The organism is Aureimonas sp. CAS, assembly GCF_059838215.1.
The window spans coordinates 3,052,254-3,065,214 of record NZ_CM187563.1; the positions used below are offsets into that span (position 1 = coordinate 3,052,254).

General features: G+C 69.8%; 14 protein-coding genes. 4 read left to right on the forward strand and 10 right to left on the reverse strand.

Going from position 1 to position 12,961, the window contains the following annotated elements:
* Nucleotides 1–36 precede the first annotated feature (36 nt).
* The 3 genes from AC6R2M_RS14665 (at nucleotide 37) to AC6R2M_RS14675 (ending at nucleotide 1,416) form a co-directional block, all read left to right on the forward strand.
* Nucleotides 37–291: a hypothetical protein gene (locus AC6R2M_RS14665; RefSeq protein WP_500483379.1), complete on the forward strand. Its 255-nt coding sequence runs from the start codon at nucleotides 37–39 to the stop codon at nucleotides 289–291.
* A 52-nt stretch (nucleotides 292–343) separates the two neighbouring features.
* Entirely contained in the window at nucleotides 344–880 is a 537-nt protein-coding gene (gene hpt, locus AC6R2M_RS14670) for a hypoxanthine phosphoribosyltransferase (RefSeq protein WP_500483381.1), read from the forward strand.
* 131 nt (nucleotides 881–1,011) lie between these two features.
* Nucleotides 1,012–1,416, forward strand: coding sequence for a response regulator (locus tag AC6R2M_RS14675; protein ID WP_500483382.1), 405 nt, complete (start codon nucleotides 1,012–1,014; stop codon nucleotides 1,414–1,416).
* Between the two features lie 10 nt (nucleotides 1,417–1,426).
* Here AC6R2M_RS14675 and tam read toward each other — a convergent pair whose 3' ends face one another.
* The 5 genes from tam to argH form a co-directional block, all read right to left on the reverse strand.
* Nucleotides 1,427–2,224, reverse strand: coding sequence for a trans-aconitate 2-methyltransferase (gene tam / locus AC6R2M_RS14680; RefSeq protein ID WP_500483384.1), 798 nt, complete (start codon nucleotides 2,222–2,224; stop codon nucleotides 1,427–1,429).
* 151 nt (nucleotides 2,225–2,375) lie between these two features.
* Entirely contained in the window at nucleotides 2,376–4,892 is a 2,517-nt protein-coding gene (locus AC6R2M_RS14685) for a TIGR02302 family protein (protein ID WP_500483386.1), read from the reverse strand.
* Between the two features lie 84 nt (nucleotides 4,893–4,976).
* Nucleotides 4,977–6,242: a diaminopimelate decarboxylase gene (lysA, locus tag AC6R2M_RS14690; RefSeq protein ID WP_500483388.1), complete on the reverse strand. Its 1,266-nt coding sequence runs from the start codon at nucleotides 6,240–6,242 to the stop codon at nucleotides 4,977–4,979.
* 16 nt (nucleotides 6,243–6,258) lie between these two features.
* The gene (locus tag AC6R2M_RS14695; RefSeq protein ID WP_500483390.1) at nucleotides 6,259–6,519 is read right to left on the reverse strand and encodes a hypothetical protein; all 261 of its coding nucleotides are present in this window, start codon (nucleotides 6,517–6,519) and stop codon (nucleotides 6,259–6,261) included.
* Nucleotides 6,520–6,580: 61 nt separating this feature from the next.
* The gene (gene argH, locus AC6R2M_RS14700; RefSeq protein WP_500483392.1) at nucleotides 6,581–7,981 is read right to left on the reverse strand and encodes an argininosuccinate lyase; all 1,401 of its coding nucleotides are present in this window, start codon (nucleotides 7,979–7,981) and stop codon (nucleotides 6,581–6,583) included.
* 28 nt (nucleotides 7,982–8,009) lie between these two features.
* Here argH and tlpA point away from each other — a divergent pair, with 28 nt between their 5' ends.
* Complete coding sequence (tlpA, locus tag AC6R2M_RS14705) at nucleotides 8,010–8,675, forward strand: thiol:disulfide interchange protein TlpA (protein WP_500483394.1); 666 nt, start codon at nucleotides 8,010–8,012, stop codon at nucleotides 8,673–8,675.
* Between the two features lie 4 nt (nucleotides 8,676–8,679).
* On the opposite strand, the gene AC6R2M_RS14710 is transcribed toward tlpA, so the two are convergent.
* The 5 genes from AC6R2M_RS14710 to AC6R2M_RS14730 all read right to left on the reverse strand — a co-directional run bounded on the left by AC6R2M_RS14710 (nucleotide 8,680) and on the right by AC6R2M_RS14730 (nucleotide 12,899).
* Entirely contained in the window at nucleotides 8,680–10,185 is a 1,506-nt protein-coding gene (locus AC6R2M_RS14710) for a putative bifunctional diguanylate cyclase/phosphodiesterase (RefSeq protein ID WP_500483396.1), read from the reverse strand.
* Between the two features lie 106 nt (nucleotides 10,186–10,291).
* On the reverse strand, nucleotides 10,292–10,996 hold the full coding sequence (locus AC6R2M_RS14715; protein WP_500487612.1) for a L,D-transpeptidase: 705 nt from the start codon (nucleotides 10,994–10,996) through the stop codon (nucleotides 10,292–10,294).
* A 155-nt stretch (nucleotides 10,997–11,151) separates the two neighbouring features.
* On the reverse strand, nucleotides 11,152–11,460 hold the full coding sequence (locus AC6R2M_RS14720; RefSeq protein ID WP_500483398.1) for a hypothetical protein: 309 nt from the start codon (nucleotides 11,458–11,460) through the stop codon (nucleotides 11,152–11,154).
* 102 nt (nucleotides 11,461–11,562) lie between these two features.
* Complete coding sequence (locus tag AC6R2M_RS14725) at nucleotides 11,563–11,964, reverse strand: GNAT family N-acetyltransferase (protein ID WP_500487614.1); 402 nt, start codon at nucleotides 11,962–11,964, stop codon at nucleotides 11,563–11,565.
* Between the two features lie 56 nt (nucleotides 11,965–12,020).
* Nucleotides 12,021–12,899: a 3-hydroxybutyryl-CoA dehydrogenase gene (locus AC6R2M_RS14730; protein WP_500483400.1), complete on the reverse strand. Its 879-nt coding sequence runs from the start codon at nucleotides 12,897–12,899 to the stop codon at nucleotides 12,021–12,023.
* Nucleotides 12,900–12,961: the final 62 nt, after the last annotated feature.

Here is a 12,961-nt window from a genome sequence, read left to right on the forward strand (position 1 = left end):
CTTCCTGAACTTGGCGCGAAACGAAAGGGACCGTCGATGACAGACCGCTTCGAGACGTCCGGGGCCCGGCGCAGAGCGCCGCGCGGCCTCGTGATCGAGGGCGAGATCGTCGCGCGCTCGCATCCGGCGCGCGCAGAGCTGCGCGGCGACGAGGCGCTCGCCTGCCTCGACCTCTCCGCCCGAGCCGACGGCCGCCCGTATCAATCGCTGCTCGACGATGCTATTCGCCTCGCCCGGTGCTGCGGCTCGCTCTCGCGGGCCCGCTGGGGGACGGTTCCGACCTCCTCCTGAAGGGCGCCCGCAACGGCTTCGCCTTCGCAAGCCAGCGCCGAAGGAGAAGCCGATGATCACCGTTCGCGGCCGCAAGATCGAAACGCTCTATTCGCCCGAGGAGATCGCCGAGGTCGTCCGGCGGCTGGCTGGAGAGATCGCCGAGACGGCGCGCGACGACCTCCTCGTCGTCTCGGTCCTCAAGGGCTCCTTCGTCTTCGCCGCCGATCTGATCCGCGCGCTTCATGCCGCCGGCATCGCGCCGGAGGTCGAGTTCATCTCCCTGTCGAGCTACGGGGCGGGCACGGAAGGCGGGACGGTGCGCATTCTCCGCGATCTGGAGAGCGACGTCTCCGGGCGGCAGGTGCTGCTGGTGGACGACATCCTGGAATCGGGCCGCACCCTGAAATTCGCGCGCGACCTGATGCTGGAGCGCGGCGCGGACCGTGCCGAGATCGCCGTGCTGCTCGACAAGGCGATGCGCCGCAAGGCCCCCATCGAGGCGACCCATGTGGGCTTCTCCTGCCCGGACCATTTCGTCGTCGGCTACGGCATGGATGTCGGCCACGCCTTCCGCGAACTGCCCTTCGTCGGCCGCGTGATCGAGTAGCTTCACCTTCGATTCATCCTGTTCGCCCGTTTTCGCACCGGACGCGCCTTCCGCGAATTTGGAAAGGCTCGGATAAGGATTGGGCTGCATCATGCGGGATGGACGCGCGCTCCCGCGCGAAAAGGTGACCAATGGCGAAGATTCTCGTCGCGGAGGACGATGACGGCGTGCGGCTTCTGACCGCGCGCGCGCTTCGCCTGGACGGGCACGAAGTCGACGTCGCCGAAGACGGCGTCGAGGCGCTGGAGATGCTGGTCGAGGCGAACGGGGACTACGACCTCGTCCTGTCCGACATCCGCATGCCGGCGATGACGGGCATCGAGCTCGCCCATGCCGTCAACGCCGCCTTTCCGAACCTCACCGTCCTCCTGATGACCGGCTATGCCGAGCAGCGCGAGGCGGCCGACGACCTCGTCGCGATCATCGCGGGCGTCGTCGACAAGCCCTTCACCATCGCGCAGATGCGCGCGCGGGTCGCCGAACTCGTGCCCGCCGCCTCGATGGCCTCGCCCGAGCCGCTGCGCCGCTACGGCTGAGGCCGTCGCCTCAGCCCGCCTTGCGCGCGACGAAGAACAGACGCGGGAAGCCGAGCAGGCGCCCGCCGTCGGCGCGCTTCGGATAGCCGATCTCCATCGCCGCCGTGTAGCGTTCGAGGAAGGCCGGCTTCAGATCGTCCGGCAGCGGATCGACGAAGGGCTTCAGGCCCGTCGAGCGGAACCAGTCGGTGATCGCCTGCGGGCTCTCCATCGGATGCTGGTAATGCGTCAGCCAGATGTCGACGCTCGCCCCCGCCCCGGCCAGCCAGTCGTAATAGGTGGCGAGCGGCGCGATCGGCTCGCGCGCCTCGCCGGCCCCCGACAGATGCGGCGCGAAGAGCGGATCGGCCGCGATCTCGGCCATGGAGGTCTGGCTCGGATCGGCGAGATTGTCCGGGATCTGCGCCGCGAGGAGCCCGCCGGGCGCGACCTTCTCCAACAGCGCCGGGATCAGCCGTTCATGGTCGCGAACCCATTGCAGCGCCGCGTTCGAATAGACGAGGTCGAAGGCCCGGCCGGGACGCCAGTTCCCGATGTCCGCCGGCTCGAACGTAGCGCCGGGCACGCGCGAGCGCGCCGTCTCCAGCATGGCCGGCGAAAGGTCGTAGCCGACGATCTCGGCCTCGGGAAAGCGCTGGACCAGAAGCTCGGTCGAGTTGCCCGGCCCGCAGCCGAGATCGGCGATGGTCAGGCCCCGCCCGGTCTCGTTGCCGGCAAAGGCGCAGCGCGCCAGAAGGTCGCGCGCGGGGCGCGTGCGCTCGTCCTCGAAACGCGTGTAGAGGGCCGGATTCCAGTCTGTCGCACTCATCGGATCTCTCCCGTTCCAGCCCGGTCATAGGCTACGGCATCGGCCCGAAAATCGGAATCGATTTTCGGAAAGCCCGATGCGTAGGTTCAAAGAGTTGGAGCGACCTTTGTCCGTCCGATTGGACGCACGGCGCTCCAGGACGCGCGGTCCGTCACGGGGTGCGCAGAAGGCGCTCCAGATACTCGCGCTCCATCTGCGGCGAGAGCCGGTCGCCGAGACGCCTGCGGATCTGGTCGAGGATCTGCCGGGCGCGCTGGACGTCGATCTCGTCGGGCACGTCCACGTCGCGGCCGAAATCCTGGCCCTGCCGCTGGCGCTCGCGGCCGAGCGGGTCGCGGCCCGAGCTCTGCTGGCCGGGGCCGTAGCCCATGCCCTGCTGGCCCTGCGGCTGGTTGCCCTGCCCCTGCGCCTGCATCTGGCTCATCATCTCCTGGGCGCCGCGGCGCAGGGCCGCCAGGGCCTCGCCCTGCCGGCCGACCGCCAGCCCGTCGTCGCCCTGCCCGAGCGCGCCCTCGGCCTGCCCCATCGCCTCGTCGGCCTGCGAGAGCCCCTCGCCCGGCGCCATGCCCTGCGCCTCCATCTGCTCCTGCAGCGCCTGAAGCTGCTCCTGAAGCTCGCCCTGCTCCGCCTGCAGCCGGCGCATCGCCTCCTCGATCTCCTCCGCGCCCATGGTCGGCGCCTCGCCCGGGTCGCCGGGCATGCCGCCCTCCTGCATCTGGCGGCGAACCTGTTCGCGCCCGAGTTCGAAGGTGCGGTCCATCAGCTCCTGCTGGCGCTGCAGCATCTCGCCGAGCGCGTTCATCTGCTGCTGGGCGGGGCTCTGCTCGCCGCCCTGCTGGCCCTGCTGCTGAGCCTGCATGGAGGGCAGATTGTCCATCATCTCCTGCAGCTCGGCGAGAAGCTGGCGGGCGGCCTCCGGCGAACCCGCGCGCGCCAGATCCTCGATCCGGTCGAGCATGCGCTCCAGATCCTGCGGCCGGATCTCCTGCACCTCGCCCATCTGCATCTGGCTCTGCGGCGGGCTGTTCTGCATCGCCTCCGCCATGGCCTGCAGATAGTCCTGCATGGCCTCGCGCAGCTCCTGCATCAGCTGGGCCACCTCCTCCTCGGACGCGCCCTCCTCCAGAGCCTCCGACAAGGCCTCCTGCGCGTCGCGCAGCCGGCGTTCGGCGACGGAGAGATTTCCGTCCTCGATGCCGAGCGCGATCTCCCAGAGGAAATCGACCGCCCAGAGAAGCTCGTCGTCCGAGCGCGCCGAAGCGATAGAGGAGCGCGCGACGCGCAGCGCCAGAAGATCGCCGGTCGATTCGATGAAGTCGTCGCCGCGCAGCGTCACGGCGTCGAGCATGCGCACGACGCGACGCGCCTGGTTGGCGTCGAGCGCCAGGATGCGCCGCTGCTCGACGACGGCGCGGGCGAGCGGATTGTTGAAGGTCCGCTCGGGCAGGATCAGCGTCTTCGGCTCCGAGCGCCCGGTCTGGCCGCGATCGTCCGTCGCGGTCAGTGTCATGGTGACTTCGGCGCCCGCATAGGGGCTGTCGACGAGATTGACGCTGGTGCGCGCGCTCGCCTGTCCGCGCGCCCGGCGCGGCATGGAGAGGCGAATTTCGGGCGCGGCGACCAGCGGCCGCGCGTCCGGGGCGGCGTCCGGCACCGCGATCTCCGCGATGCCGGAAACGGCGCCGTAATCGTCGCTGATGCGGTAGGCGATGTTGAGCGCGCCGTTGCGCGCCTCCTGCGGCTCGCCCTCGAACTCGATAAGGGGCGCCAGGTCGGGCACCACCGCCACGGCCCATTCCCCGAGCGTGCGAAGCCGCGTCTCGAGCAGGATCGCGCCGCTGGTGCCGAGCTCCACCTCGTAGGCGGCCGCACCCGAAGCCTCGTCCCGCTCCGTCGGCTGGATGCCCAGCTTCTCGCCCCCGCCGCGCGGCGAGAAGGACAGGCCCGCGCCCCGCGCGTCGGACAGGCGCACCGACAGGATGCTGCCTTCCGGCACCTGATGGACCGCCTCGGCCTGTGCCGTCTTGTTCAGAAGGACGGGCGCGCGCCCCGTATAGGCCGGCGGCGTGATCCACGCGTCGACGCGCGGCGCCGCCAGGATCGTGCCCTCCACGGGGGCGAAGGCGTCGGCCACCCGTCCGCCGCCCGGCCCGTGCGAATAGGCGAAGGACGTCACGAGACCGAGCACGAGGACGGCGCGCAGGCCGTGGGGATCGAGCGCCTCCGTGCGCGCGTTGGGCGCCCCGCCCTTGAGGCCGCGCAGCCGTTCGGCCATGCGACGCTGATGCGAGCGCCAGAGCGCCAGCGCCAGCGGGTCGTCGCCCAGCGGCCGTTCGGCCTGCACGGCCAGCGGCTGGTGGGACAGCCGGCTCGCCGCCTCGATCCGGCCGACGATCTCCGCCCGCGTCGGAAGCCGCAGCCGGCGGTAGCGCCACAGGATCGCCGGAACGCAAAGCGCGAGAAGGGTCAGGACGGCGATGCAGCCGTAGCCGGGCAGAGCGGCGAAGACGCCCGCCCAGGCGAGGATCAGGAACAGCGCGCCGAGGCCGAGAAGGAGCAGGATCGGCGGCCAGATCCGCTCGGCCGTCAGCGAGAGGGCGGCCGATGTGTAAGCCGCGCGCAGGCGCAGGGCTCGGCCCAGCGGTCCGGGCGTGCTCGTCGATGCCATCTCGCCCCGGTCTCCCGCTCGTCAGGGCCTTGGAACTTAGCGGTTTTTACGGCGAAGGCGAGGCGCGGCGCCCGCCTCCGAGGTTCAGAGCCAGGGCGGAAGCCGGTCGAGGGCGATCAGGTCCTCGACACGAACGCGCGGACGCACCACGGCATAGGCGTCGTCCTTCACCAGCACCTCCGGCACCAGCGCGCGCGTGTTGTAGGTGCCGGCCTGCACGGCCCCGTAGGCGCCGGCCGAGTCCACGGCCAGAAGGTCGCCCGCGACGGCTGGCGGCAGCGAACGGTCCTTGGCGAGGAAGTCGCCGCTCTCGCAGACCGGGCCGACGACGTCGGCGGTCACGAAATCGGCATCGCCGGAGGCTTCCACGACGGGGCGGACCTCGTGCCACGCATCGTAGAGCGTCGGGCGGATCAGATCGTTCATCGCGGCATCGACGATCAGGAAGGTGCGGCCCGCCTCCTCCTTCCTGTAGATCACGCTCGTGACGAGGATTCCGGCATTGGCCGCGATCAGCCGGCCGGGCTCGAAGATGACCTTGGCGCCGAGATCGCGCACGTGGCGCTTGACGATCTCGGCATAGGCGGGCGGGCCGGGCGGCAGTTCGTTGGAGCTGCGGTAGGGCACGCCGAGGCCGCCGCCGAGGTCGATATGACTGATGTCGTGACCCTTGGCCCGCAGGCGGCGGACCAGTTCGGCCAGCTTGGCGAAGGCGAGGTCGAAGGGCTCGAGCTCGACGATCTGCGAGCCGATATGCATGTCGATGCCGGAGACCGCGATGCCCGGAAGCCGGGCGGCGAGGTCGTAGATTTCCTCCGCCCTCTCGAAGGCGATGCCGAACTTGTCGGCCTTCTTGCCGGTCGAGATCTTGGCGTGGGTGCGCGCGTCGACATCCGGGTTGATGCGGAACGAGACATGCGCGGTGCGCCCCGACGCGCTGGCGCGAGCCGAGATGGCGTGGAGCTCCGGCTCGGACTCGACGTTGAAGCAGAAGATGCCGGCGTCGAGCCCGGCGTCGATCTCGGCCGCCGTCTTGCCGACGCCGGAAAACATGATCTTCTGCGCCGGGATGCCCGCAGCGAGCGCGCGGGCGAGCTCGCCCCCCGAGACGACGTCGGCGCCCGCGCCGAGGCCGGCCAGCGTCTTCAGCACCGCCTGGTTCGAGTTCGCCTTCATCGCGTAGCAGACCAGCGCGTCGATGTCGGCGAAGGCCTCGGCGAAGACGCGGTAGTGCCGCGTCAGGGTCGCCGTGGAATAGCAGTAGAAGGGCGTTCCGACCTCCGCGGCGATCTCGCGCAGATCGACGCCCTCGGCGTGGAGGACGCCGTCCCGGTACTCGAAATGGTTCATGGTCGTGTGCGGGCGATCAGTTCAGGAGGCCGTCGAGGACGAAGGGGCGCGCGGGCGCGTTGGGATTGCGCCGCACCTCGGTCGGGGCCGCGCTGGTGTTCGAGGTCGGAACGATGCGCGGCGCGCTCGCCAGGCCCGGCGAGCCGGGCGCGATGGCCGCGGGGCGGGCTGGCTGCCCTTCCGCCACCGGCGGAACGGGATTGCTGCGCCGGCCGCAGGCCGAGAGGGTCATCGCGGCCACGGCGAGAACCAGAACCGTCGTGCGCACTACAGTCATCGATCGCAAGTCCCGTGGCTCGAAGCGTCGGTACGGGATGTACCGCGCTTTGCCCGCGAAATCATCCCTCGGCGGCCAGACGGTCGCGCCAGGCGGCGACCTCGCGGCGCACATTGTCCGGCGCCGTTCCGCCGAAGCTGCGGCGGCTCGCGACGGAGGCGTCGACCGACAGCACGGAGAAGACCTTCTCGGTGATCCGCTCGTCCACCGCCCGCAGATCCTCCAGCGGCAGCGCCTCCAGCGCGACCTTGCGCGATTCGGCGAGCGCCACGACGCGGCCCGTCACGTGATGCGCCTCGCGGAAGGGCAGGCCCGCCTCGCGCACGAGGAAGTCCGCGAGATCGGTCGCGGTGGAGAAGCCCGCGCCGGCGGCCGCGCGCATCTTCTCTTCGTTGACCGAGAGGTCGCGGACCATTCCGGTCATGGCGGCGAGAGCGAGGGCGAGGCTGTCGATCGCGTCGAAGACCTGCTCCTTGTCCTCCTGCATGTCCTTCGAATAGCTGAGCGGCAGCCCCTTCATCACGGTCAGCAGCGCGACGAGCGCGCCGTTCACCCGGCCGGTCTTGGCCCGCACGAGCTCGGCCGCGTCCGGATTCTTCTTCTGCGGCATGATCGAGGAGCCGGTGGAGAAGGAATCGGACAGGCGCACGAAGTCGAACTGCGGCGTCGACCAGATCACGATCTCCTCGGCCAGACGCGACATATGCGTCGCCACGATCGAGGCGGTGGCGAGGAAGTCGAGCGCGAAGTCGCGGTCGGACACCGTGTCGAGCGAGTTGCGCGTCGGCCCCGAGAAGCCGAGCGACTCAGCCACGCGATGCCGGTCGATCGGGAAGGGCGTGCCGGCCAGCGCCGCCGCGCCGAGCGGGCATTCGTCGAGACGCTTCAGGGCGTCGGCGACGCGCGAGCGGTCGCGCGCGGCCATCTCCACATAGGCGAGGCAATGATGCCCGAAGGTGACCGGCTGAGCCGCCTGGAGGTGGGTGAAGCCCGGCATCACGGTCGCCGCATGCTCCTCGGCCCGGTCCACCAGCGCCTGCTGGAAGGCCTTCAGCGCCCGGTCGAGGTCGCGGAAGGCGCCGCGCACGTGAAGACGGAAGTCGAGCGCCACCTGGTCGTTGCGCGAGCGCGCCGTGTGCAGGCGCCCGGCGGCCGGGCCGATCAGCTCGGCGAGGCGCGCCTCCACGTTCATGTGGATGTCCTCGCGGTCGCGCCGGAAGTCGAACCGACCGGCCTCGATGTCGTCGAGAATCGTCCGGAGGCCCTGCCTTATCTTGGCCGCGTCCTCCGCAGAGAGTATGCCCGTCTCGGCGAGCATCGCCGCGTGGGCGAGCGAGCCTTCGATGTCTTCGCGATAGAGGCGCTTGTCGAAGTCGATGGAGGCGTTGATGGCCTCCATGATCGCGTCGGGACCGCTCGCGAAGCGCCCGCCCCACATCTCGTTGCCCGTCGTCTCGTTCATCGAAATTCCCTCGGAAAGGTCGTCTGCCTTGAAGCCGGACCCGGATCGCAAAGCTCCCCGCCTCCGCACCTCCCGCATGGCGGGCCTTGCGCTGTTCCTCGGCGTGGCGGCCGGTGCGCTCGGCGTATACGTGATGGAAACGCGCTCTGGCAACGAAGCGGCGGCCGGAAGCGCCTGCCCGGCCGACGCGGCCTTCGCGCAGGCGCTCGATGCGACCGCGCGCGGCGAGGTGGCGGCGATGAGCGTCCTCGACCGGCCCTTCGACCTCTCCTCGCTCGCCTTCCGGAACGCCGAGGGAGCGCCGGCGACGCTCGGCGACTATGCCGGCCGGACGGTTCTGGTGAATCTCTGGGCGACATGGTGCGCGCCGTGCCGTGCCGAGATGCCGGCCCTCGACGAACTGGAGCGGGTGGCCGGCGGCGAGGATTTCGCGGTGGTTCCGATCTCGGTCGACATGGGCGAGGACGAGAAGCCCAAGGCCTTCTACGAGGAGATCGGCCTCACCGACCTGCCCTTCTACCACGAGGGCTCGATGACGCTCTTCAACGATCTCAAGCGCGAGGGCGTCGCCTTCGGCCTGCCCGTGACGATCCTCGTGGACGATGCAGGCTGCGCGCGCGGCGTCATGAACGGGCCGGCCGAATGGGCCAGCCCCGACGCCTTGCGGATGATCGAGGCCGCGACCGGGGCCTGACGGCTCAGGAGGCGAGCGATCGGGGCTCGATTGCGCACGGCGGCCGGGCGACGAAGTCGCGCAGCGGCACGGGCCGGCTGTAGCGATACCCCTGGAAGAGCGAGCAGCCGACCGAACGGGCGGCCGCGGCCTCCTCCTTCGTCTCGACGCCCTCGGCGACGACGGGAAGGCCGAGCGTGCGCGCCGTCTCGCACACCGCCACGGCGAAAATCCGCGAGACGCGGTCCTCCAGCATCGACGACACGTAGCTGCGGTCGAGCTTGATCACATCCACCGGCAGGGCCTGGAGCGTCTTGAAGCTGCAATGGCCCGTGCCGAAATCGTCGAGCGCGATGCGAATGCCCATCCCCCGCATCGCCTCCAGCGTGCCGATCACCGGCCGGGTGCCGGAAAGCGCGACGTTCTCCGTGATCTCCGCGATCAGGCGCCGCGGGTCCGTGCCCGTCTCCTCCAGGATGGAACGCACCATCTCCAGAAAGCCGGGGCGCTGAAGCTGCGCGCCCGAGACGTTGAAGGCGACGTATTCGACGGGCATCCGCGGAAGGTCGCGGCAGACCCTTCTGAGCACCCACTCGCCCACCCGGTCGATGAGCGTGGAGCGTTCCGCCACCGCGATGAAGTCCGCCGGCGAGACGGAGCCGAGGCTCGGATGGCTCCAGCGCAGAAGCGCCTCCGCCCCGACGCACCGGCCGCTCGAATCGATGATCGGCTGATAGGCCATGTCGAGATGGTCGAGCAGGACGGCCGCCCGCAGTTCCCGCTCGATGAAGCGGAGGTGCCTCTCCTCCTTCAGGAGTTCCTCGTCGAAAAGCGTCGCCCGGCCGCGCCCGGCCCGCTTGCTCTCGTAGAGTGCCAGATCGGCCAACGCCAGGAGATCGGCGGCGAAGGAGGCGTGGCGCGGCGCGACGGCGATGCCGACCGAGCAGCCGAGGCGGACCTGCTGCCCGTTCAGGATCACCGGCTCGACGAGGCTCGCCAGCAGCGCTTCGGCGAGCGCGAGCACCTCGTCCGGCTCCTCGACATCAACGCTGACGGCAAACTCGTCTCCGCCGATCCGCCCGAGGCAGGAACGGGGAAAGATCTGGCGCAGCCGCTCGCTGAGCGCGGCGAGGGCCTCGTCGCCGGCCTTGTGCCCGAAGCCGTCGTTCAGGGCCTTGAAGTTGTCGAGGTCGATCAGGAGGAGGCTCAGCCCACGCCCGATCGTCGGGCCGTCGACGCGGACCCGGCGGATCCTCGCGCCGAGCTCCTCCATGAAGAAGCGCCGGGCGAGAAGTCCCGTCGTCTGGTCGCGGCGCAGATCGGCCGAAAGCTCGGCCGCGCGGCGGCGCTCCTCCTCCCGGCCGGACTGCGCCCGCAACCGGCCGAAAAGAACGAGCGCGGCACAGATCGAGGCCACGGCGACGGCCATGAGGCCGAGCCCGCCGAGCAGCGCCTCGGTCAGCCAGACGCCGACCGCCGCAAGCACGAGGGCCGGGAAGACGGCTTCGGGCAGGCCTCTCCAGATCGTCACTTATATCGTTCCGCCATCGACGACTCGGCGGCTTGATAGCCGGCGAAACCTTAACGGTCGCCGACGCCGGAACGACAGTTTGACGACAAGTCGAACGTCCTGGAGATCAGGCCTCCAGAATGCGGTCCGAACCGTCGTGGATGACCACGAGCTGGCTGCCGTCGCGCACCCGGTCGTAGAGGTGGATGACGTCGTGGTTCAGGAGCCGGATGCAGCCCGACGACACGGCCCGCCCGATCGACCAGGGCTGGTGCGTTCCGTGGATGCGGTAGATCGTGTCCACCCCGTTCTGGTGGATATAGAGGCCGCGCGCGCCCATCGGATTGGTCGGACCGGGGTCCATCCCGCCGTTGGCGATCGAATAGGGCTCCAGCTCGGGCTGGCGCGCCACCATGGAGTCCGGCGGCGTCCAGCGCGGCCATTTGCGCTTGTAGGCGATGGTGGCGCGGCCTTCCCAGGCGAATCCCTGCCGGCCGACGCCGATGCCGTAGCGGTCGGCCCGGTTCTCGCCCCGCACGTGGTAGAGGTACTTGGCGCCCGTATCGACGACGACGGTGCCTCGCGGCTCGTTCGTCGGATAGTGGACGTCCTCCTCCCGCCACCAGCGCTCCTCGAGCCGCGAGACGTCGACGGCCGGGATCGGGAACGGCTCGTCGGTGATCGCCTGATACATCAAAGGCGTGACGCGGGGCGGGGCGGGCGGGGCCGGGGGCGTCGGCGGAGCCACGACCGGGGCAGGCGCCTGCGGCGTCGATACGCAGCCGGAGAGCGCCAGCGCGCCGAAGCCTGCGAGAAGCCCGCGCCGGGTCATGAAGGAGGATCGGTTCGGCCCGGCATGGCTGCCGAGGCGACCGGAGGTCGAATGGGACATGGAAAACGATCCGTCTGGATCCGACCGCCGCTTCGCGCATCTCGCGCTCGAAGCGGGTCGGACCTGAGAGAAACTGTGGGCGAAGATGGCTGGGATCAGCCGATCTTGGGCGGTTTCTCCGGGCCTCGCGGCCAGATGGACGCCACGGCCGCCTCCTCGGCGGGCGGGCGCAAGGACTGCATGGACCGAAGGTCCGCACGCGGCTGGCCCGCGCCGGAGGCGCCGATCACCTTGCAGGAGGGGGACGGCTTGTCCGGCACCATCTGTCCCGGCTCGCCGTCCTTGTCGGACGCCGAGATCGAAACGCACTGGCTGGCGTTCGCGGACGTCACCGCGCCGACGAATCCATGAATCTGGAAACCGAGCGTGACGAGAAGGATCGCGAGGATGCGAGCGTAGACCATGGTCGGCGCCTAACGCGCGAACGTGGTGAAAGTGGCGGTTGAACGGGCGCCGAGGGGCGATCGCGCGGAGTGTGTTGCGAGTATGCAACAAGCCTTACGACGCTACAGCTTGAGCTTCATGCCTTCGTGCGAGGCCTCGAAGCCGAGGCGGGCGTAGAAGCGATGCGCATCCGAGCGCCGCTTGTCCGTCGTGAGCTGGACGACGGCGCAGCCTCGCCGGCGGCACTCGGCGACGGCCCAGTCCATCATGAAGGCGCCGATCCCGCGCGAGCGGGCGTGGGACGCCACCCGCACGCTTTCGACTTGGCCGCGCCAGACGGCGCCGCGCGACAGGCCGGGAATGAAGGTGAGCTGGAAGCAGCCGACGATCCCGTCGCCTTCCACGGCCAGCGCCAGAAACTGGTTCGGATCGGCCTCGATGGCGGCGAAGGCCGCGCGATGGGCCTCGTTCACCTCGGCGTCCGCCTCGCCGCGCGCACGGGTCACGTCGTCATCGGCCAGCATGGCGAGGATCGCCGGCAGATCGTCGATCTTCGCGCGACGAATGGCGAGGGACTCGCTCAACGCGTGGGAACCGGCTTCTCGCCGCGATAATCGTAGAAGCCGCGGCCGGTCTTTCGACCGAGCCAGCCGGCCTCGACATATTTCACGAGGAGGGGGCACGGGCGGTACTTGGAATCGGCCAGTCCGTCATGCAGCACCCGCATGATCGAGAGGCAGGTGTCGAGCCCGATGAAGTCGGCGAGCTGGAACGGGCCCATCGGATGGTTGGCGCCGAGCTTCATGGAGCTGTCGATCGATTCGACCGAGCCGACGCCCTCGTAGAGCGTGTAGATCGCCTCGTTGATCATCGGCATCAGCACGCGATTGACGATGAAGCCCGGAAAGTCCTCCGAGACCGACATGGTCTTGCCGAGCCGCGCCACATAGGCGGCGGCCGTCTCGAAGGTCTCGTCCGACGTGGCGATGCCGCGCACCAGCTCGATCAGCTTCATGACCGGAACGGGGTTCATGAAGTGGATGCCGAGGAAGCGCTCGGGCCGGTCCGTCGCCGCGGCCAGGCGCGTGATCGAGATGGAGGAGGTGTTGGTGGCCAGAAGCGCGTCCTCGCGAAGGATCGGGCAGACCTGAGCGAAGATGCGGCGCTTGACCGTCTCGTCCTCGTTGGCCGCCTCGATCACGAGGTCGCTGTCGGCCAGATCGCCGACGCCGTCGGCCGCCTTCAGGCGGGCGAGCGCGCCGGATCGGTCCGCCTCGCTCACCTTTCCGCCCGAGACCTGACGGGTGAGATTGGCGTCGATCCCCTCGATGCCCTTGAGCGCGCGTTCGTGGCTGACGTCGAAGAGGACGACGTCGTAGCCCGCGAGCGCCGAGACATGCGCGATGCCGCTGCCCATCTGACCGGCGCCGACGACGCCGATCCGCCTGATGTCCGCCATGTCCCTCATCCTCGAATTCATGTCAGAACGCCTGCGGGCGCGACCCTTCGGCCGGGCCCGCA